This is a genomic window from Citrobacter sp. L55 (assembly GCF_002850715.1).
GTDB lineage: Bacteria > Pseudomonadota > Gammaproteobacteria > Enterobacterales > Enterobacteriaceae > Citrobacter > Citrobacter braakii.
Map to the genome: position 1 here is coordinate 480,382 of NZ_KZ559400.1, position 21,154 is coordinate 501,535.

Below are 21,154 nucleotides of genomic sequence, written 5' to 3' on the forward strand. Positions count from 1 at the left end.
ACGATATGCAGAAACACGAGGTCCCCTTTTAATGGCGAATTTTTTCATCGATCGCCCCATTTTTGCCTGGGTGTTAGCAATCCTGTTGTGCCTGACAGGAGCCCTGGCTATTTTTTCGCTGCCCGTTGAGCAATATCCCGATCTGGCACCGCCAAACGTGCGGGTAACCGCGAACTACCCTGGCGCGTCCGCACAAACCCTGGAAAATACCGTCACCCAGGTTATCGAGCAGAACATGACTGGTCTCGATAATCTGATGTACATGTCGTCGCAGAGCAGCGGGACAGGCCAGGCGTCAGTTACGCTGAGCTTCCTCGCGGGAACCGATCCTGATGAGGCCGTCCAGCAGGTGCAAAACCAGCTGCAATCGGCAATGCGTAAGCTGCCACAGGCGGTACAGAATCAAGGGGTCACGGTGCGCAAGACCGGTGACACCAATATTCTGACCATCGCCTTCGTCTCCACCGATGGCTCAATGGATAAGCAGGACATCGCCGACTACGTCGCCAGTAATATCCAGGATCCGCTCAGTCGTATAAACGGCGTGGGCGATATTGACGCCTACGGTTCACAATATTCCATGCGTATCTGGCTCGACCCGGTCAAACTTAACAGCTTCCAGATGACCGCCAAAGATGTGACCGATGCTATCGAGTCACAGAATGCGCAGATTGCCGTCGGGCAACTTGGCGGCACGCCTTCGGTAGACAAACAAGCGCTGAATGCGACAATCAACGCCCAGTCGCTGCTACAGACTCCGGATGAATTCCGCGCGATTACGCTACGCGTCAACCAGGACGGCTCAGAAGTTAAACTGGGTGATGTGGCGACGGTCGAAATGGGAGCGGAAAAGTACGACTATCTCAGCCGCTTCAACGGCCACCCGGCTTCCGGTCTGGGGGTAAAACTGGCCTCCGGCGCCAATGAAATGGCAACGGCGGAGCTGGTTATCGACCGCCTGAACGAGCTCTCACAGTATTTTCCGCATGGGCTGGAATACAAGGTGGCGTATGAAACTACCTCCTTTGTCAAAGCCTCAATTATCGACGTGGTGAAAACGCTGCTGGAAGCGATCGCGCTGGTATTCCTTGTGATGTACCTGTTCCTGCAAAACTTCCGCGCCACGCTGATCCCTACAATCGCCGTTCCCGTCGTCCTGATGGGTACTTTTTCCGTGCTCTACGCCTTTGGCTACAGCGTTAACACCCTGACGATGTTTGCGATGGTGCTGGCGATCGGCCTGCTGGTCGATGATGCCATTGTGGTGGTGGAAAACGTCGAGCGTATTATGAGTGAGGAAGGCCTCTCACCGCGGGAAGCGACGCGGAAATCGATGGGGCAAATCCAGGGCGCGCTGGTCGGTATCGCCATGGTGCTGTCGGCGGTGTTTATCCCGATGGCCTTCTTCGGCGGCACTACCGGGGCTATCTACCGCCAGTTCTCGATTACCATCGTCTCCGCAATGGTTCTTTCAGTTCTGGTGGCGATGATCCTCACCCCTGCCCTGTGCGCCACTCTGCTCAAACCGCTACATAAAGGCGAGCATCACGGGCAAACCGGTTTCTTTGGCTGGTTTAACCGGATGTTTAACCGCAACGCCGAACGCTACGAAAAAGGCGTCGCCAGGATCCTGCACCGCAGCCTGCGCTGGATACTGATTTACGGCCTGCTGCTCGGCGGTATGGTTTTCCTGTTCCTGCGCCTGCCAACCTCCTTCCTGCCGCTCGAAGACCGCGGCATGTTTACCACCTCAATACAGTTGCCCAGCGGCTCGACCCAGCAGCAAACATTGAAAGTGGTTGAGGAAGTGGAGAAGTATTACTTCACCCATGAGAAAGACAACATTACGTCGGTCTTTTCCACGGTCGGTTCCGGCCCTGGCGGGAACGGTCAAAACGTGGCGCGGATGTTTGTCCGCTTAAAAGACTGGGATGATCGCGACACCACCACCGGAACCTCTTTCGCCATCATCGAGCGCGCGACTAAAGCCTTTAATAAGATTAAGGAAGCCCGCGTCTTCGCCAGCAGCCCTCCGGCGATTAGCGGTCTCGGGAGCTCTGCCGGTTTCGATATGGAACTGCAAGATCACGCCGGTGCGGGCCATGATGCGTTAATGGCCGCGCGCGACAAGCTGATTGAGCTGGCCGGGAAAGACGCGTCTCTGACCCGTGTTCGTCATAACGGTCTGGACGACAGCCCGCAGTTGCAAATTGATATCGATCAGCGCAAAGCCCAGGCGCTGGGCGTTTCCATTGATGACATCAACGACACCTTGCAAACGGCCTGGGGCTCCAGCTACGTCAATGACTTTATGGACCGGGGTCGTGTGAAGAAGGTTTACGTACAGGCGGCAGCAAAATATCGCATGCTCCCGGACGACATCAATCTGTGGTACGTCCGCAATAATAGCGGCGGCATGGTGCCTTTCTCGGCCTTTGCCACGTCGCGCTGGGAAACGGGTTCACCGCGTCTGGAACGCTATAACGGCTACTCCGCCGTCGAGATTGTTGGCGAAGCCGCCCCAGGCGTCAGTACCGGTACGGCGATGGACATTATGGAATCGCTGGTCCACCAGTTGCCGACCGGATTCGGCCTCGAATGGACCGCAATGTCTTACCAGGAACGGCTGTCGGGCTCTCAGGCGCCAGCCCTGTACGCCATTTCTTTGCTGGTGGTGTTCCTGTGTCTGGCGGCTCTGTACGAAAGCTGGTCGGTTCCCTTCTCCGTCATGCTGGTTGTACCGCTGGGGGTCATTGGCGCGCTGCTCGCTACCTGGATGCGCGGTCTGGAAAACGACGTGTACTTTCAGGTCGGGTTACTCACCGTGATCGGGCTTTCGGCGAAGAACGCAATATTGATTGTTGAATTCGCCAATGAGATGAACGAGAAAGGTCACGACTTGCTCGACGCCACGCTGCATGCCTGTCGCCAACGCTTACGCCCAATTCTGATGACGTCACTGGCGTTTATCTTTGGGGTGTTGCCGATGACCATCAGCAGTGGCGCAGGTTCCGGCGGTCAACATGCGGTGGGGACTGGCGTAATGGGCGGGATGATTTCAGCCACTGTCCTTGCGATTTACTTCGTTCCTCTGTTCTTTGTGCTGGTACGCAGACGCTTCCCGTTGAAGCCACGCCCAGAATAATCGGACACAAAAAAGGCGACTTACGTTGAGTCGCCTTTTATTATCCTTTGCAGGATATGAATTTCTTCCAGAAAATTATTTACGAAGCATCACTTCGATAAAGTCTTTCCAGTTCCCCAGTTCACGTTCAATCATAACAACCTCTCTTATTATTATGGGCATTCTACGAAATCATCATCATAAAAAGAAGATCATTTAACCAATGGTTGCGATTACATCCTCCAGTGTTCGGGGGTATATGTAATCACTATGCGCTAACCCCATAAATTTTATGTGACTTACTGCAATATTTTGAAATATTCATACATCATCTACGACTTTGGCAATTCTGATGGAAAAACAGGCTGATGCAAACAGGCAAAATCTGATTTTCAGTTCCCCGTGAATTTTGGAACTTTCAGGAATCATTATTCACCATTCAACAACAATGTTATATTTTTCTATAACGGTTCGATGACAATATGTATTATTCATGTTTATAGAACACGAGAATAAATATTCAAATTACGTCAATAAGGATTCAAATGATCACCCTCTACGGCATTAAGAATTGCGATACGATTAAAAAAGCCAGACGCTGGCTGGAAGACAATGGGGTCGACTACCGCTTCCATGATTATCGCGTCGACGGCCTGGACAATGCGTTATTACACGCCTTTATCAGCGAATTAGGTTGGGAGGCGCTGCTCAATACACGTGGAACCACCTGGCGCAAACTGGATGAAGCCACACGTAACCAAATCACCGATGCGTCCTCTGCTGCTGCATTGATGATTGAAATGCCTGCAATTATCAAACGCCCATTGCTCTGCGCGCCGGGTAAGCCTATGCTGCTTGGCTTTAGTGAATCCAGTTATACGCAGTTTTTTAATGAGGTATAGTCTATGTCGTGCCCGGTTATTGAGCTGACACAGCAGCTTATTCGCCGTCCTTCCCTGAGCCCGGATGATGCCGGGTGCCAGGCGTTAATGATTGAACGCCTGCGCGCGGTAGGTTTTACCGTTGAGCGTATGGATTTTGGTGACACACAGAATTTTTGGGCATGGCGCGGCAAAGGTGAGACTCTGGCATTTGCCGGTCACACTGACGTAGTGCCTGTCGGCGATGTCGATCGTTGGATTAATCCACCGTTCGAACCGACCATTCGCGATGGCATGTTGTTCGGGCGTGGCGCAGCCGATATGAAAGGCTCACTGGCGGCAATGGTCGTGGCCGCAGAACGTTTTGTCGCCCAGCATCCGAACCATCAGGGTCGTCTGGCGTTTTTGATAACCTCTGACGAAGAGGCCAGCGCCCAAAACGGCACCGTAAAAGTGGTTGAAGCACTTATGGCACGCAATGAACGACTGGATTATTGTCTGGTTGGCGAGCCGTCCAGCACGGAAATCGTTGGCGACGTGGTGAAAAATGGGCGTCGTGGTTCACTGACCTGCAATCTGACCATTCACGGTGTGCAGGGCCACGTAGCCTACCCGCATCTGGCCGATAACCCGGTACACCGCGCGGCGCCAATGCTTAATGAACTGGTGGCGATTGAGTGGGATCAGGGCAACGAATTCTTCCCGGCTACCAGCATGCAGATTGCCAATATTCAGGCAGGAACCGGCAGCAACAATGTTATTCCCGGCGAACTGTTTATCCAGTTCAACTTCCGTTTCAGCACCGAATTAAACGATGAAATGATTAAGTCCCGGGTGCTGGAGTTGCTGGAGAAACATCAGCTGCGTTATACCGTCGACTGGTGGCTTTCCGGTCAGCCGTTCCTGACCGCACGCGGTAAACTGGTGGATGCGGTGGTGAACGCCATTGAGCACTATAATGAGATTAAACCGCAGTTACTGACTACAGGCGGGACGTCCGACGGGCGTTTTATTGCCCGCATGGGGGCACAGGTAGTAGAACTGGGGCCGGTCAACGCGACCATTCATAAAATTAATGAATGTGTTAATGCCGCCGACCTGCAGCTGCTTGCCCGTATGTATCAACGTATCATGGAGCAACTCGTCGCCTGATGAGTGTTCCTGTAAGAGGAAATGAGCATGGACTGGCTGGCAAAATACTGGTGGATTCTGGTGTTGGTGTTTCTGGTAGGCGTATTGCTGAACGTGATTAAAGATCTCAAGCGCGTCGACCACAAGAAATTTCTTGCCAATAAGCCGGAGCTTCCCCCGCATCGTGATTTTAACGATAAATGGGATGACGACGACGATTGGCCAAACAAGGATCAACCGAAGAAATAAGCCAACGCAGGCCGAATGGCGGTTTCACATCGCCATCCGGCCTGCGGGTTAAATCATCTCAATCACATCATCATCGTGAGGCTTACCACCGCTCAGCGCTTCATCAAAGTAGTGCTTCGGTACGGTAAAACGCAGGTGGTCGAGCGCAAACTGCATACTGCGTTCATCAATGGCGTGCCCCAGATTTTCGACGATATCCAGCGTCACATCCCCACCGGCGCGTATTAACGCCTCCTGCGCGGCAACGGCATGAGATAACTCAATCACCCGGTCTTCACCGCCGTGAATCAAATGCACCGTCGTCGCGGTAGTTGCAACCTCCGGCAACGTGGCATAGCGACCATTAAAGGCGATGACCCGCGACGCCAGCCCAGGCTCGGCTTTAATACTCTCAAGCGACATAATCGAGCCCTGAGAAAAACCAATCAGCGCGGTCGCCTGAGGCGAAACGCCGCTTTGCTTCTGCCAGTAGCGAACGGTTTCGATAAAGACCGGCATAATCGCGTCAATACGCGCCTGGCGGTTCTCTTCCGTTATCCCCTGTACAGAAAACCACTGACGCCCGGAAGTTGTACCATAAGGCTCTGCCCCGCCAATGCTGACGATTAGCGCATCTGGAAACAGCGGCGCAAACCAGGAGCCAATTTCGCCCATGGCAACCGGGTTATCGCCGACGCCATGAAACAGCAACAAGAGCTGTTGAGCGGGTTTATCGGGACTTTGAACAACAAAATGGTCATGTTTCATGGCGATCTCCTTAACTGATGAGAATCATTCTACGCCGCTTAACCGCAATGACCATGCCAGGAAATTGAAGAAGTCAGTGAAAAAATTGCCATTGCATAATGCGATTATGTAGCCGTTGTTCACGTTCAGCATCCAGCTGTTTTAAGGCCTGCGCCGCCTCGGCGCGCTGAACTGCCAACAGCGCTTTGCGACCCGATATTTTCAGCTGTTGGCACAATTCAGCATCGCTGCGTTGAGCCTGTATACGCCCGCGTAATGCCGGAAGAGGCAACTCGCTGTGCTCAAGCAAACGACTCAGACAACCTAATGATGTAAGTAATGGTCGATGCGCGAAGGCAAACCCAGCCAGCTCACCCCAGTCATCCTCATTAAGCGTAGTCTCTTTCAGTGGTACCAGCGGAATGCGCTCTGCGTTCCACTGAGCAAGAATCTCCGCATCCCGTCGCAGGCGCTGGTGCGCCCGCCAGGCAAGGCGTTTTCCCGCTTCGCTGATGGGCAGCACCGCCATAGCGGTATAACAGCCGCTGCTGGCTTCCCGATGATTACCCATCCGTACCAGGACAAAACCGCAGCGCTGCCAGAAACGCCATAATTCAGCCGTATAACCAAAGCTGACGGACAGATAGTCGCACTGCGTGCAATAGTGCCGGGCCTGCAGAATCAGCTGTTGCCCAATACCTTCTCTTTGACGTGCGGGATGAACCGCAATTCGACTGACCCGCCGCCCGACGAGCGTCGCTGCCAATGGGTCTCCGCCGTGCGCCGCCAGTGACTGCGCAACCAAATTTCCTCTTGGTCGGCGATATCCGGCCCAGACGGCCTGGCTTAATTCTGCGGATAATCCCCCCTCGTCGACCAGCCAGACGGCGCCCGCCACCGAGTCAGCAGCCGAAGCCTGAAGAAAATGCTGACCCGGCGCGTCCATCATTCGCCGCAGATCCAGTGGCGAGGTGCGATAATGCGCGCCGGAAAGCAGCTGATATACCGCTAACGGCAGCGCCGGGTTTGTCTGCCATGAGAGTTGCTCAAATGCCGAGAAGCTAAGCTCCCCTAAGGGGGCATGCGCAAAGGTTTCGTCGTCAAACACCAGCGCATCGCTGACGATTTTCTCCAGCGGACATCCCTGCGCCCAGCGCACGGGTTGTTGCAACTCATAGCGTCGAAGATGGGGAAAGCGGGCGCAAAATTTCAACAAAAAGCCTCTGCCAGTTCCCTCATAGCCCTGTACGGTGGTGGTTAACAGCGTACGAGGGAAACGCGCAACCAGTTGGTGCAGCAGCGGCGCGGGGATCGCGGCGGCTTCATCCACAACCAGCCAGTCTGCGGTTGCAGAACTGCTTAACAGCGCATCGGGGGCCATAAAGCGGTAACGCTCTGCGGCAAATTGCGCCAGCACATCCGTTGCCGCTTTAGCAGGCGCGGTGACAATCGCGGTCCCGTTGATACGTGCTATCAGTTGCCCTGCCAGAGCCGATTTACCCCGGCCACGTGCAGCTGTGACCGCAGCCACGCCGGGAGGCATATCCAGCAACTGGGTTAAAATCATCGCCTGTTCAGGCTGAGGATCACCGGTTGCCGCGTGCCAGACTGCACAAACAGGAAAACGCGGGCTGGAAACTGCGTGATGCTGCTGCCAGTGCAGCGCCTGTCCGTCACGGGAAATCACCCGTTTGACATGTTCAACAAAGTGCGGCGTTGGGATAGGTTCAGCACAGTCGCTCCAGCGCAGTGAATCCACGTCCGGATGCGTGTGCCAGGTATGCCAGGGGGGAGTCAGCAAAACCAGCCAGCTCCCGGCGATCAGCGTTCCGCTTAAGGCGGCAAACGCCGCAGCGTCAAATCCCTGCCCGGCGTCAAAAACCGCATGACGAAATTCGCGCCCTAATAACGTTTGCAGCGCCTGTGGCGTACAGTTTGGCTCAGCAGGGGCGAGTGCGCCCACCCATAACCAGTCGCCGGGTAACGTGTCGCGTAGCGCTAAAGCCCGCTCCTGACACCAGTTCCCCTCGCCACTGATAATCAGCAGACGACGGATCCCTTCGTGGGCCATCTGTTCAGTTAACGCGCTCAGCGCCGTATTATCAGACATCCCTGCCTCAGTAGCTTAAATGCCTTTACCAAAAGTATTACATTGTCCCGGATCGCCGCTGTCAAAACCGCGTTTGAACCAGCTAAGCCGCTGCTCAGAAGTGCCGTGGGTAAAGCTGTCCGGCACAACGCGTCCTTGTCCCTGCTGCTGCAGGCGATCGTCGCCAATAGCCTGAGCGGCGTTCAGCGCTTCAGCCAGGTCGCCGGACTCCAGCACGCCCTGCTGCTGCATACTGTTGCCCCAGACGCCGGCAAAGCAGTCCGCCTGCAGTTCCATACGTACGGAAAGACGGTTCACTTCAGCCTGTGAGGCATTCTGCTGCATCTGGCGAACTTTCGGTTCAATACCCAGCAGTTTCTGCACGTGGTGACCCACTTCATGGGCGATAACATAGCCCTGAGCAAAATCACCATCGGCGCCCAGCTTGTTTTTCATGTCATCATAAAATGAGAGGTCGATATACACCGTACCATCCGCCGGGCAGTAAAACGGCCCCATCACCGACTGACCTGCGCCACAGCCGGTACGCGTCGCTCCGCGATACATTACCAGCTTCGGCTGTTGGTAGGTCCGGCCCATTTTTTCAAACTGCTGCCCCCAGGTATCTTCCGTGGTGGCCAGAATCACCGAGGTAAATTTTGCTGCTTCATCATCATTTGGGCTGATGGAGTGTGATGATTGCTGTTGGGAAACTGGCTGGCCGGTCATTAATCCGGTGAGATCCACGCCATAATATCCCGCCACCAGCACCACAATCAGCAGGATGATGCCGCCTTTACCACTGGGCAAACGAAAACCAGGGCCGCCTATAGAAGGGCCGCCACCGGAGCTATTTCGTCTGTCTTCCACATTGTCACTTTCACGACGCCCTTGCCAGCGCATAATCACCTCAACTTTTTATTCATTATGATGATGATCGTAGGCGGTTCGGAACAGGATTACCATAAGAAACAGTAATCAAAATCGGCGGGATTGATGAGCCGGAGAGCGATCGCCGGCTCAGGGGAGGATTAGTCTAACTTCACACCCAGACGATGCGCGACGGCTTCATAGGCTTCGATCAGGCCGCCCAAGCTCTGGCGGAAGCGATCTTTGTCCATTTTATCCAGCGTTTCTTTGTCCCACAGACGGCTGCCGTCCGGTGAGAACTCATCGCCCAGGACCACTTCACCTTTATACAAACCAAATTCAAGTTTGAAGTCGACCAGAATCAGACCGGCATCATCAAACATCTTTTTCAGCACGTCGTTGGCTTTGTAGGTCAGCTCTTTCATACGCGCCAGATTCTCTTTGCTCACCCAACCAAAAGTTTCGCAATAGGAATCGTTAATCATTGGATCGTGCATAGCATCGTTTTTCAGGAACAGATCAAACAGCGGCGGATTCAGTTCAATACCTTCCTCAACGCCTAAACGCTTAACCAGGGAACCTGCTGCGCGGTTACGAACCACACATTCAACCGGTACCATCTCCAGTTTTTTCACCAGACATTCAGTATCGGAAAGCAGTCGCTCCATCTGGGTAGGAATGCCCGCTTCTTGCAGTTTAGTCATAATGAAATGGTTGAACTTGTTGTTCACCATGCCTTTACGATCAAACTGTTCAATGCGCGCGCCATCCCCTGCTGACGTATCATTGCGGAATTCGAGCACCAACAGGTCCGGGTTTTCCGTGCTGTATACGGTCTTCGCTTTACCACGATACAACTCAGCTTGCTTTTGCATCTTTATTACTCCTGGGTGTGAATTAACGATAAATATTGCGTTTTTCTGCCGACGCACACGTTTGCGTATCATATCAGAAAAAAAGGGCTGGAGTTATCCAGCCCTTTATTTTTACTTACTGAACGCTGCCTGGAAGACGGCGACCAGCGCGTCGTTCTGGCTTTGCGTCAGGGTATGCCCCTTCGGATCGATAAACTGCAAGCTACTGCGGTTGTCTAAATCACCGACCTGCAGTTTATAGTCGCCGGATACCAGACCCGGATCGCTTGCGCCCAGCTCCTGCCAGTTACTATCAGACAGTGGTTTGTAGGTCACGGCGATGCTGCCCTGAGAACGGGTGCTGTCGGTCACTTTCATCCCCACTTTCTCAAGCGCTGCCGGCAGACGCTGCCATACCACGTTGAACGGTCCACGTACCACCAGCATCGGTAAACCGGTGTCATCGGCAGCACTCTGAACATCCATGGTGGCGGCAGAGCGGTTCTGCGCGGCATTCGCGGCATCAGTGGCGTTCTTATCCAGACCTGCGGAAATAACGTTCATCATCTCAGCGCTGTAACGCTGCATTGATGCTGGATCAGCTACGGGTTTACCCGCCTGCTCGAGGTTAATCAGTTTCACCGTTACCGCTTGCTGATAACCCTGCGGTTTAACCGAGATTTGATAACGTCCACGGTACTGCTCGTCTTCATCCAGACGGTTCCAGTTAACCCAGTCGGTGGTCAACGTCTGGCTGGCATCATCACGTTTGGTGATCGTGTAGTTTTTAGACTGAATGACGCTAACGACCTGTGGCCACAGCGTGTTGCCACGACCATTTTCCACCAGCAATGTCGACGTATCACCCGCGATCTGAGTGCGAGCGCCGGTGACTAGTGCTAACGGCTGAGCCGGCGGGCGAATGTCCAGCGCTTTACCAACGGCACCGCTGCCGTTGGTGACCGGGATATTATAGTCACCCGACATAACCGGCAGAATCATCCCAGCTGGAGCGTGAAGCTCAGCAAGCGGTGCGGCCTCCAGATAGGATTCATCACCGCTCACCTGGCGCTTATAACGGAGTCAGAACTACAGGCCGCGAGCAACATAACAAGCGAAACACCCGCAACCTTGGCCAGGCGCGACTTTTGTACTGAGTAAGCCATCAAATCTCCCTAAACTTTACAGCAAACCGGCATGCTTAAGCGCCGCTTTGACGATTTCACGAGCATTATCCGTGATTGGCGTCATAGGCAGACGTAGCGTATCGGTCGCCACAAGTCCCAACTCCTTACACGCCCATTTCACTGGGATAGGATTGGGTTCGACAAATAGTTTGTTGTGTAACGGCATCAGACGCTGGTTAATCACCCGCGCCTCGGCAAAGTTCCCGGCTGCCGCCAGTTTGCACATTTCGGCCATATCGCGTGCCGCAACGTTAGACGTCACGGAAATCACGCCATGACCACCGAGCTGCATAAAATCCAGTCCGGTCGCGTCATCACCGCTGAGCAGAATAAAGTCGTCTGAAACCAGCTCTTTGATCTGGTGAACGCGACTTAAGTTCCCCGTGGCCTCTTTAATAGCGATAATATTTTTTACTTTCGCCAGGCGACCAACGGTTTCCGGCAACATATCGCAGCCGGTACGGGACGGTACATTATACAGAATTTGCGGCAGGTCAGTATGTTCAGCGATGGCTTTGAAATGCTGGAACAAACCTTCCTGGGTTGGGCGGTTGTAGTAAGGCGTCACCGTCAGGCAGCCGACAACACCACTGTCGTTGAAACGCTGCGTCAGACTAATGGCTTCCGCGGTCGCATTAGCGCCGGTTCCGGCAATCACCGGAATACGCCCGTCGGCCAGCTCCAGGGTCATCATCACCACATCGCCATGTTCATCATGACTCAGGGTGGCAGACTCACCGGTGGTGCCAACCGAAACGATCGCCGAGGTGCCGCTGGCGACATGATAATCAATCAGTTTTTTCAGGCTCGACCGGCAGACTTTACCTTTCTCATCCATCGGCGTAACAAGCGCGACAATACTTCCCGTGAACATGGGCCATCCTCTGTGCAAACAAGTGTCTCAATGGTACGTTTGGTACGACAATAAAAGCAAGCGACCAGAGCCGTTCTGATTGTTGTATGCATGTTTTTTTTATGCTTTCCTTATGATTACCTCACCGCTCAAAGGAAGAACAGGTTTGACATCGTCATCGCAACACTATCTGGTCATTACTGCGCTGGGTGCTGACCGCCCGGGAATTGTGAACACCATCACACGTCATGTCAGCAGTTGCGGCTGTAATATCGAAGACAGCCGACTGGCCATGCTGGGTGACGAGTTCACGTTTATCATGTTGCTGTCGGGCACCTGGAATGCCATTACCCTAATTGAATCAACCTTGCCGTTGAAAGGTGCAGAGCTGGATTTACTGATTGTGATGAAGCGCACGACCGCACGCCCCCGTCCGGCGATGCCCGCTACGGTATGGGTGCAGGTCGATGTTCCTGATTCTCCGCATTTGATTGAACGCTTTACCGCCCTGTTTGACAGCCACCAAATGAATATTGCGGAACTGGTTTCACGCACGCAACCGGCTGAGAACGAAAAGGCGGCACAGCTGTTTATTCAAATTACCGCACATAGTCCTGCGTCACATGATTCGGCAAATATTGAAGATGCGTTTAAAGCACTCTGTACAGAACTCAATGCGCAAGGCAGTATTAACGTCGTCAATTACTCACAGCATGATGAACAGGATGGAGTTAAGTAATGAACCCACTGAAAGCCGGTGATATCGCACCGAAATTTAGCTTGCCGGATCAAGACGGAGAACAAGTAAATTTAACCGACTTCCAGGGACAGCGTGTTCTGGTTTATTTTTACCCGAAAGCCATGACACCCGGCTGTACCGTACAGGCCTGCGGCCTGCGCGATAACATGGATGAGTTAAAAAAAGCAGGTGTTGAAGTGCTGGGAATCAGCACCGATAAACCAGAGAAGCTTTCCCGATTCGCGGAGAAAGAAGTCCTTAACTTCACTCTCCTGTCCGACGAAGATCACCAGGTTTGCGAGCAGTTCGGCGTCTGGGGTGAGAAGTCATTTATGGGCAAAACCTATGATGGCATCCACCGCATCAGCTTCCTGATTGATGCTGAAGGGAAAATTGAGCATGTGTTTGATGACTTCAAAACCAGCAACCACCACGACGTGGTAATGAACTGGCTGAAAGAGAACGCCTGATTTACATTTTGCCGGATAGCGCCTGATGGTGACGCCACGCGTCTTATCAGGCCACCATCCGCATAACTCCGTAGCCGGATAAGGCGTTTACGCCGCCATCCGGCATCAACGTCGTTTATTCAAACGTCCCTTTTATACAGGCTTTTTTCTCTCTGACGACGGCTTTGCCCTTCGCCCACAGGTGATGAACTTCAAGCGCATCATTGAGCACCAGAATGTCGGCATCGCATCCCACCGCCAGACGCCCTTTATGTTCCAGTCCCAAAAATTCTGCGACCGTTCGCGTCAGCGGACACAGCGCCAGTTCCAGCGGTATGGCATGAACCTTCACCAACTGGCGCACTGTTTCAGCCAGTGATTCAAACCCTGCGACACCGATGCCGGTAAGATTACCGTAGTCATCAAATTCCGGCTGGCTACCGTTGCCATCCGAACTCAAGGTAATACGCGACAGCGGCACGTTCTGGCGTAGCGCCGTGGCGATAGCCGTGGCCGGGTCGACGGGTTCATCTATGCTGCTGGTAATGTCGATATAACCGCCTTTGCGGGCATACTCCAGCGCCGACTGAAACAACGGTTCCGCACGATTGACGTGTGTGGGCAGCAGCTTGGTAATCGGTACATCGCAACTTTCGAGGATCTGGTACAACGGCTCCAGCATGCGCGGGCTGTCGCCCATATGGAAGACGCTAATCCCCGGCTTGCGCCCTAACAATCCACCAACGCGAGACTGCGCCGCCATGTTTGCCAGCGCCGAGGAGTCCGGGGCTGAAGAACGATGGTCCGAAACCGCACATTTCACGCCAATGATTTTATCGATCAGCGCCACATCGCGATCGATACTGCCGGTGATGGTCGGGGAAGGCAGAGAATACGCCCCGGTCAGCATCCATGCGCTGATGCCTTCAAATTCCAGCGCGCGGGTTTTCGCCAGCAGCGATTCAGGGTGACGGGTAATACCATCTGTCCCCAGCAATCCCACCACCGAGGTGACGCCAGCTTCAACCAGCCGCGACAAGCGCACTTCCGGCGTGCGGGTGTGCGGCCCTGCTTCTCCGCCGCCGCCAATCAGATGGACGTGTTGATCGATAAATCCTGGGCACACAATCGCACCGTCAAGATTGATACACTCGCAGCCTGGAAAATCGTCAGGGGAAATCGACGGCGCGATGGCAACAATTTTGCTGCCAGACACCAGTATATCCTGGCGTCCTAAATCTTCCGGCGCGTACACGTGTCCCTGCAGGAACAACGTCAAATTAAGAATGGAACAGTTCATAACCTTCCTTGTCAGGCAATAACCTGCATAACCCAAATAGAGAGCAGCGCATTAATTACGCATACCGCAATAATAAGCGGGTAATAACGGGGATGGACCCCCGCGGTACCCAGACAGCGTCCCACATTTTGCACCGGATTGCCCATCAGGTAGATAGCCGGTAACAGCACCGTAGCATCATGTCCCGAAAGCGTACCGGCGACAACCAGGCTGGCGCAAACACCGACGCCGCCTCCCATACTCATCACCGCCGCCAGCAGTACGGTAGCAGATTCCCCCGGCAGTCCCCACAGAGCCATTACCGGCTCACATACCCGCCCGACAATCTCGAGCAGTCCCGTCACCTTCAGCGCCTGAATAATCACAAACGCCATTACCACGTTAGGCAACAGGCTGGTTGTTGCAATAGTGAATCCGCGCCGTGCGCCATCGATAAACATATCCATGACGTTTTTACGTACTTGCGTTGTCATCTCACGCCTCCTGCTGCGTACGGCGATTTTCCAGCTGCGCAATCCACAAACGCAGCAGGTTCGCACCCACAAATTTGAAGACAAGGATCACCGCCAGCGGCGTAATCACCGGAACGGTAACCATCGTAAACAGCGCGGCACCCGAGGAAAAATAGTTGGTAATACACGCACTGCCGCTGGTTTGCCAGCAGGCAAAAATGGCACGTTCCTGTTCAGTGATAATGCCCTCTTCCGCCATTTCTTTAGTCATCCCTGCCGCAGCATCGGTATTTTGCAAATTCGCAATCAGCGCCAACGAGCAAATACCCGGAATACCGAGTAACGGGCGCAGGACTGGCGTCATCAGTTGCTGTGCCGCACGCAACCCTCCCAGCCCTTCGGTGACGGAAATTATCCCGAGTGAAAGAATGACGGAAGGCGCCAGCTCAAGCGCGAATAAGAAGCCGTCTTTTGCGCCCATACCGCCCGTGCCGCGAAAAGAGACCGCCGTGTCCCCCGCCGCATTAATCTGCCCAAACGCACCGTTGAGAACGGTGAAATCAAAGACTCGCCACCATTCGGTACTTTTCGCAAACATGCCGGAAAAAAGAATAATCGTAATAAAAAAAGCGAGATAACCGCCCCATCCCACCTTCTGCTGCGTGTGTGTGTTGTGACCCATTTTGTTCTCCTGTTGGCCTTATTCCTTGCGTGACTAAAGACATCACGCGGGTCAAGTTAAAGACAAACGCAGAGAAAAACGACACCAGAGGAGATTATTCAGAATGTGTGGATAGAGGTCAGACAAGTTCGGCTCCGGCGACATTGCATCGCCGGAGCAAACAGATTAGGGTTCATCAACGACCTGACCATCCGGCCAGGCATGCATTACCGCTTTGATTAACGTCGCCAGAGGAATCGCAAAGAATACGCCCCAGAATCCCCACAGGCCGCCGAATATCACTACAGAGAGAATAATCACCAGCGGATGCAGATTTACCGCCTCGGAGAACAGCACCGGCACCAGCAAATTACCGTCCAGCGCCTGGATTATCAGGTATACGGCAAAACAGCTCCAGAACTCGGTGCCAAGCCCGAACTGGAACAATGCCACACCGACCACCGGAATAGTGACCACGAAAGCGCCGATATACGGGATCAGCACGGAGAAGCCTACCAGCACCGCCAGCAGCAGCGAATAGTTGAGGCCAAACAGCAGGAAGCCGAGCCAGGTCGCCACGCCGACCACCACCATTTCCAGCACCTTGCCACGGATATAGTTGGTGATTTGCTGGTTCATCTCTTTCCACACCTGCCCCGCCAGTCCGCGATTACGCGGCAGCACCCGACGCACTGCGTTCAGCATTTGTCCTTTATCTTTGATCAGGAAGAACACCATCAACGGGACGAGAATCAGATACACCGCCAGCGTCAGCAATCCGACCAGTGAAGCCAGTGAATATTTCACCACCGAATCGCCCATGGTGAGCATTCGCGAGCGCATATTCTCCGCCATCGCATCAATAATGCCCGCATCCATCAGCGCCGGATAACGCCGCGGTAAGGTGGCGGCAAAATCAGACAATTTGTTGAGCATGCCGGGCATATCGCGGATCAGGTAGATCCCCTGTTGCCATGCAACGGGCATTACCACAAACGCCATCAGCAGCAAAATACCGACAAACACCACCAAAACAATCGATGTCGCCCAACGCCGTGAACAACCAATATGTTCCAGCCGTACTGTCGGCCATTCGAGCAGGTACGCCAGCACAATGGCGACCAGCAGCGGCGCCAGAAGACCGCTAAAAAAGAACAGGATGCCAAAACCGGCAACCAGAATAATCAGCAAGGCGATGGCTTCGGGGTCGCTAAAGCGGCGGCGATACCATTGCATCAACATTTCGAGCATAAAACCCTTCCATGAATCCAATAGCGGGATTGCGATCCCGAATTGTATCGAAATGTCACAAAAAAGACTTCGCTTTTTATAGCGGATTACGCAAAGTGAAAAGTCATTTTTCCTGGGTGTTCATCGTCAGGTTTCGCAGTTACACTCCCTAAGCTTGCGGAGTGTGAACGAAACTTCACGGCATTGGTCAAATGGCTATCTCAAAAAAGAATACAGGACAGAGGTTATGTTCAGGCAGTTGAAAAAAAACCTGGTTGCTACCCTCATTGCTGCACTGACCATCGGTCAGGTTGCGTCCGCATTTGCAGAAACCGCGGACACCCTACCTGATATGGGAACCTCGGCAGGGAGTACGCTTTCCATAGGACAGGAAATGCAGATGGGCGATTATTATGTACGCCAGCTGCGCGGCAGTGCGCCATTAATTAACGATCCGTTGCTGACGCAATACATTAATGCGCTGGGGATGCGTCTGGTCTCGCACGCCGACTCGGTAAAAACGCCCTTCACCTTCTTTTTGATTAACAACGATGAAATCAACGCCTTTGCTTTCTTTGGCGGCAACGTTGTTTTGCACTCCGCACTGTTCCGCTATTCCGATAACGAAAGCCAACTGGCATCGGTTATGGCGCACGAAATTTCCCACGTTACGCAGCGTCACCTGGCGCGTGCAATGGAAGACCAGAAACGCAGCGCGCCGCTAACGTGGGTGGGTGCGTTAGGGTCAATTTTATTGGCGATGGCCAGCCCGCAGGCGGGTATGGCGGCGCTGACCGGTACGCTGGCGGGTACACGCCAGGGGATGATTAGCTTTACGCAGCAAAACGAACAGGAAGCAGACCGCATCGGTATTCAGGTACTGCAACGCTCGGGATTCGATCCCCAGGCCATGCCGACGTTTCTGGAAAAATTGCTCGATCAGGCCCGTTACTCTTCGCGTCCACCAGAAATTTTGCTGACTCACCCCCTGCCAGAAAGCCGTCTGTCGGATGCCCGTAACCGCGCCAACCAAATGCGTCCGGCTGTCGTCCAGTCTTCAGAAGATTTTTATCTGGCCAAGGCACGCACCTTAGGCATGTACAACTCTGGTCGCAACCAGCTGACCGATGACCTGCTGAGTAACTGGTCGAAAGGCAACATACGTGAGCAACGTGCGGCGCAGTATGGCCGGGCATTGCAGGCAATGGAGGCCAGTAAATATGACGAGGCACGTAAAGCACTGCAACCGCTGCTGGCGGCAGATGCTAACAATGCCTGGTATCTCGACCTGGCAACGGATATCGATCTCGGCCAGAAGAAAACCAGCGATGCCATTAATCGGTTGAAAAACGCCCGCGACCTGCGCACCAACCCGGTACTGCAGCTCAACCTGGCAAATGCGTATTTACAGGCCGGGCAAGCCAAAGAGGCAGCGACCATCCTGAATCGCTATACGTTTAGCCATAAGGACGACCCTAACGGCTGGGATCTGTTAGCGCAAACGGAAGCCAACCTGAACAACCGCGATCAGGAACTGGCGGCCCGCGCGGAAGGGTATGCCCTCGCAGGACGTCTGGATCAGGCGATTTCGATGCTCAGCAGCGCAAGCTCACAGGTCAAGCTGGGTAGCCAGCAGCAGGCCAGATACGATGCCCGTATCGACCAGCTACGCCAACTGCAAGAGCGCTTTAAACCGTATACGAAAATGTAATTATCGAACCCTTGCCGGATGGCGATATGTAGGCCAGATAAGGTCTTTTGGTCGCCATCCGGCAGGATTGTTATGCAAGGAGAAGTCATGTCAGACGCGATTAAAATCTACCATAACCCACGCTGCTCCAAGAGCCGTGAAACGCTGGAGTTACTGAAGTCTAACGGTGTGGACCCGGAAGTGGTGTTGTATCTGGAAACCCCGGCTGACGCCACAACCCTGCGTGAATTGTTGCAGATGCTGGGCATGTCCAGCGCGCGCGAGCTGATGCGCCAGAAAGAAGATCTCTATAAGTCACTTAATCTGGCGGACGTAAATCTGAGTGAGGATGCGCTGATTCAGGCAATGGTGGAAAACCCGAAATTGATGGAGCGCCCGATTGTGGTTGCCAAAGGCCAGGCGAGAATTGGACGCCCGCCGGAGCAGGTACTGGAAATCATCGGTTAACCTGAAACCTGCCGCAGTTTTTTCGGCTGCGGCGCTTACAGCTTCAGTATCTCTTTTACGAATGGAATGGTCAGCTTACGCTGGGCGGTGATCGATGCATGATCAAGCTGATCCAACGTCATAAACAGCGTACGCATTTCTCGATCCAGACGCTTGAGCAGGAAGCGTCCCACATCTTCCGGCAGTTCAAACCCACGAAGTCTGGCGCGTAATTGCAACGCCTGCAGCTTATCTTCATCGGAAAGCGGCTGCAGCTTGTAGATTTGTCCCCAGTCCAGGCGCGAGGCGAGATCCGGCAACCCCAGATTCAGCTGTCTTGGCGGGCGATCGCCAGTGATCAGCAGACGCGTTTTCCCCGACTCCAGGATGCGGTTGTAGAGATCAAAGATCGCCATTTCCCACAGCGAATCCCCGGCCACACATTCGATGTTATCGATGCATACCAGCGATAAATGCTCCATACCGTCGAGCACCTCGGGGACGAACCAGGTACGCTTGTCGAGCGGCACATAGCCTACCGCATCGCCGCGCGCGGACAGTTCCGCACAGGCTGCATGCAGCAAATGACTACGGCCAGCGCCTTCACGCGACCAGAGATAAATATACCCGCTATGGTCCTGACGCAGCACGTTTTGCAGTGCAGCCAGTAAAGAGGAGTTATCCCCCGGCCAGAAACTTGCGAAAGTTTCGTCGTCAGGAAGATAAAGTGGCAAAGAGAGCTGTGCCGGTGTGTTCAGAGATACCTCAACCCAGGATTTCATAAAATCGCGTTGAGTTTAACACAGAAATACGTCGTGATAGAACCGGGCAGCATCGCCGCCCGGTAAGAGATTTACTGTTGCGGACTGTCGGCATCTTCCGCGTCAAGCACGACTTCTTCCGGACGCAGCAGGCTGATAACTTTGAAAATCAGGCTCAGACAAACGCCAACAATGGTCGCCAGCGCCATGCCTTTCAGCTCAGCGGCGCCAATGTGAACTTTCGCGCCACTCACGCCGATGATCAAAATAACCGAGGTCAGGATCAGGTTTTGCGCTTTGTTGTAGTCAACTTTTGACTCGATCAGTACGCGAATACCGGAAGCACCAATCACGCCGTACAGCAGCAGCGATACGCCACCCATGACCGGCAGTGGAATGATTTGGATCGCCGCCGCCAGCTTGCCCACACAGGAGAGCAGAATGGCAAAAATTGCCGCGCCGCCGATAACCCAGGTACTGTAAACACGAGTAATCGCCATTACGCCAATGTTTTCGCCGTACGTGGTGTTCGGCGTAGAGCCGAAGAAACCAGAGATAACCGTAGACAGGCCGTTGGCAAACATAGAACGATGCAGGCCAGGATCGCGAATCAAATCTTTTTTCACGATATTCGCCGTCACCACTAGGTGTCCAACGTGTTCAGCGATGACCACCAGCGCCGCCGGCAGGATGGTCAGAATGGCAACCCATTCAAAGCGCGGCGTGTAGAACGTTGGCAGAGCAAACCAGTGGGCCTGCGCAATCGGCGTGGTGTCCACGACCCCCATCACGAAGGAGAGCGCGTAGCCGGCCAGCACCCCAATCAGAATCGGGATAATCGCCATAAAACCGCGGAACAGTACAGAGCCAAATACCGTAACCGCCAGCGTCACCATTGAGATGATGATGGTTTTTGAATCCGGTAATTGTCCCTCTGCTGGCAGTAACCCCGCCATGCCCGCAGCGACGCCAGCTAGCTCCAGACCGATGACGGCAACGATTGCGCCCATCGCCGCAGGAGGAAACATGACATCCAGCCAGCCGGTTCCTGCTTTCTTAACGATGAAAGAAACCAGGCAGAACAGAACGCCGCACATAATGAAACCACCCAGCGCCACTTCATACCCTAACGGCAGCAACAGCAGTACCGGGGAAATAAATGCGAAGCTGGAACCCAGATACGCAGGAATTTTACCTTTACAGATAAAGAGATACAGCAACGTACCAATGCCGTTAAACAGCAGAACGGTAGCCGGGTTGATGTGGAACAGGACTGGCACCAGTACCGTTGCGCCAAACATGGCGAACAGGTGCTGCAAACTAAGCGGGATTGTCTGTAAAAGCGGCGGTCTTTCACTCACCCCGATAGCACGGCGCGTCATAGTGTTTTCCTCTGAGTGTTGTTTGTTATTAGCCTTGGGTTGTTATATTCAAAAAAAAGCCGACTCTTAAAGTCGGCTT

General features: G+C 53.7%; 20 protein-coding genes and 1 pseudogene. 8 read left to right on the plus strand and 13 right to left on the minus strand.

Translation table 11 applies throughout. The features are described 5' to 3' along the window. The first annotated feature begins 31 nt into the window (after window positions 1-31). Entirely contained in the window at window positions 32-3,145 is a 3,114-nt protein-coding gene (gene acrD / locus B9P82_RS06765) for a multidrug efflux RND transporter permease AcrD (protein WP_016153965.1), read from the plus strand. Between the two features lie 75 nt (window positions 3,146-3,220). Here acrD and ypfM read toward each other — a convergent pair whose 3' ends face one another. Continuing rightward, on the minus strand, window positions 3,221-3,280 hold the full coding sequence (gene ypfM, locus B9P82_RS06770) for a protein YpfM (protein ID WP_001386977.1): 60 nt from the start codon (window positions 3,278-3,280) through the stop codon (window positions 3,221-3,223). A 389-nt stretch (window positions 3,281-3,669) separates the two neighbouring features. Here ypfM and B9P82_RS06775 point away from each other — a divergent pair, with 389 nt between their 5' ends. The 3 genes from B9P82_RS06775 to B9P82_RS06785 are packed head-to-tail and all read left to right on the plus strand — an operon-like array spanning window position 3,670 to window position 5,385. Further along, entirely contained in the window at window positions 3,670-4,026 is a 357-nt protein-coding gene (locus B9P82_RS06775) for an ArsC family reductase (protein WP_016153966.1), read from the plus strand. Window positions 4,027-4,029: 3 nt separating this feature from the next. Continuing rightward, window positions 4,030-5,157: a succinyl-diaminopimelate desuccinylase gene (dapE, locus tag B9P82_RS06780; RefSeq protein ID WP_016153967.1), complete on the plus strand. Its 1,128-nt coding sequence runs from the start codon at window positions 4,030-4,032 to the stop codon at window positions 5,155-5,157. Between the two features lie 27 nt (window positions 5,158-5,184). Continuing rightward, on the plus strand, window positions 5,185-5,385 hold the full coding sequence (locus tag B9P82_RS06785; protein WP_003835080.1) for a YpfN family protein: 201 nt from the start codon (window positions 5,185-5,187) through the stop codon (window positions 5,383-5,385). A 48-nt stretch (window positions 5,386-5,433) separates the two neighbouring features. Here B9P82_RS06785 and ypfH read toward each other — a convergent pair whose 3' ends face one another. The 6 genes and pseudogenes from ypfH to dapA all read right to left on the minus strand — a co-directional run bounded on the left by ypfH (window position 5,434) and on the right by dapA (window position 11,985). Further along, window positions 5,434-6,132 carry an esterase gene (gene ypfH, locus B9P82_RS06790; protein ID WP_016157110.1) on the minus strand — a complete coding sequence of 233 codons (699 nt, stop codon included), beginning with the start codon at window positions 6,130-6,132 and terminating at the stop codon, window positions 5,434-5,436. A 73-nt stretch (window positions 6,133-6,205) separates the two neighbouring features. Next, complete coding sequence (locus B9P82_RS06795) at window positions 6,206-8,221, minus strand: tRNA(Met) cytidine acetyltransferase TmcA (RefSeq protein WP_101700121.1); 2,016 nt, start codon at window positions 8,219-8,221, stop codon at window positions 6,206-6,208. Window positions 8,222-8,236: 15 nt separating this feature from the next. Next, entirely contained in the window at window positions 8,237-9,103 is an 867-nt protein-coding gene (locus B9P82_RS06800) for a KPN_02809 family neutral zinc metallopeptidase (protein WP_016153970.1), read from the minus strand. A gap of 128 nt (window positions 9,104-9,231) precedes the next feature. Beyond that, window positions 9,232-9,945, minus strand: coding sequence for a phosphoribosylaminoimidazolesuccinocarboxamide synthase (purC, locus tag B9P82_RS06805; protein ID WP_003835086.1), 714 nt, complete (start codon window positions 9,943-9,945; stop codon window positions 9,232-9,234). 111 nt (window positions 9,946-10,056) lie between these two features. After that, window positions 10,057-11,090, minus strand: a pseudogene (gene bamC, locus B9P82_RS06810) (outer membrane protein assembly factor BamC). 16 nt (window positions 11,091-11,106) lie between these two features. Further along, window positions 11,107-11,985 carry a 4-hydroxy-tetrahydrodipicolinate synthase gene (dapA, locus tag B9P82_RS06815; RefSeq protein WP_016153972.1) on the minus strand — a complete coding sequence of 293 codons (879 nt, stop codon included), beginning with the start codon at window positions 11,983-11,985 and terminating at the stop codon, window positions 11,107-11,109. Between the two features lie 145 nt (window positions 11,986-12,130). Here dapA and B9P82_RS06820 point away from each other — a divergent pair, with 145 nt between their 5' ends. Continuing rightward, window positions 12,131-12,703, plus strand: coding sequence for a glycine cleavage system transcriptional repressor (locus tag B9P82_RS06820; protein WP_019077363.1), 573 nt, complete (start codon window positions 12,131-12,133; stop codon window positions 12,701-12,703). Then, a complete protein-coding gene (bcp, locus tag B9P82_RS06825; RefSeq protein WP_003835095.1) occupies window positions 12,703-13,173 on the plus strand; it encodes a thioredoxin-dependent thiol peroxidase in 471 nt (156 codons plus the stop codon). The genes B9P82_RS06820 and bcp overlap by 1 nt, the downstream gene beginning before the upstream one ends. A 115-nt stretch (window positions 13,174-13,288) precedes the next feature. Here bcp and iadA read toward each other — a convergent pair whose 3' ends face one another. From iadA to B9P82_RS06845, 4 genes are all read right to left on the minus strand, one after another. Beyond that, window positions 13,289-14,452, minus strand: coding sequence for a beta-aspartyl-peptidase (gene iadA / locus B9P82_RS06830; RefSeq protein WP_101700122.1), 1,164 nt, complete (start codon window positions 14,450-14,452; stop codon window positions 13,289-13,291). Window positions 14,453-14,463: 11 nt separating this feature from the next. Further along, window positions 14,464-14,925 (minus strand): YjiG family protein, encoded by a 462-nt coding sequence (locus B9P82_RS06835; protein ID WP_003037948.1) that lies wholly within the window; start codon window positions 14,923-14,925, stop codon window positions 14,464-14,466. A gap of 1 nt (window position 14,926) precedes the next feature. After that, on the minus strand, window positions 14,927-15,586 hold the full coding sequence (locus tag B9P82_RS06840) for a nucleoside recognition domain-containing protein (protein WP_016153974.1): 660 nt from the start codon (window positions 15,584-15,586) through the stop codon (window positions 14,927-14,929). Window positions 15,587-15,751: 165 nt separating this feature from the next. Then, complete coding sequence (locus B9P82_RS06845) at window positions 15,752-16,816, minus strand: AI-2E family transporter (protein WP_016153975.1); 1,065 nt, start codon at window positions 16,814-16,816, stop codon at window positions 15,752-15,754. A gap of 226 nt (window positions 16,817-17,042) precedes the next feature. On the opposite strand from B9P82_RS06845, the gene bepA reads away from it, so the two are divergent. Together bepA and arsC are read left to right on the plus strand one after the other, a co-directional pair. After that, a complete protein-coding gene (bepA, locus tag B9P82_RS06850) occupies window positions 17,043-18,506 on the plus strand; it encodes a beta-barrel assembly-enhancing protease (protein ID WP_101700123.1) in 1,464 nt (487 codons plus the stop codon). An 87-nt stretch (window positions 18,507-18,593) separates the two neighbouring features. Continuing rightward, complete coding sequence (gene arsC, locus B9P82_RS06855) at window positions 18,594-18,953, plus strand: arsenate reductase (glutaredoxin) (protein WP_046275209.1); 360 nt, start codon at window positions 18,594-18,596, stop codon at window positions 18,951-18,953. A gap of 35 nt (window positions 18,954-18,988) precedes the next feature. Here arsC and B9P82_RS06860 read toward each other — a convergent pair whose 3' ends face one another. Then, the gene (locus B9P82_RS06860) at window positions 18,989-19,690 is read right to left on the minus strand and encodes a DnaA inactivator Hda (protein WP_200049399.1); all 702 of its coding nucleotides are present in this window, start codon (window positions 19,688-19,690) and stop codon (window positions 18,989-18,991) included. Between the two features lie 95 nt (window positions 19,691-19,785). Beyond that, on the minus strand, window positions 19,786-21,075 hold the full coding sequence (uraA, locus tag B9P82_RS06865) for a uracil permease (RefSeq protein ID WP_016157119.1): 1,290 nt from the start codon (window positions 21,073-21,075) through the stop codon (window positions 19,786-19,788). Window positions 21,076-21,154: the final 79 nt, after the last annotated feature.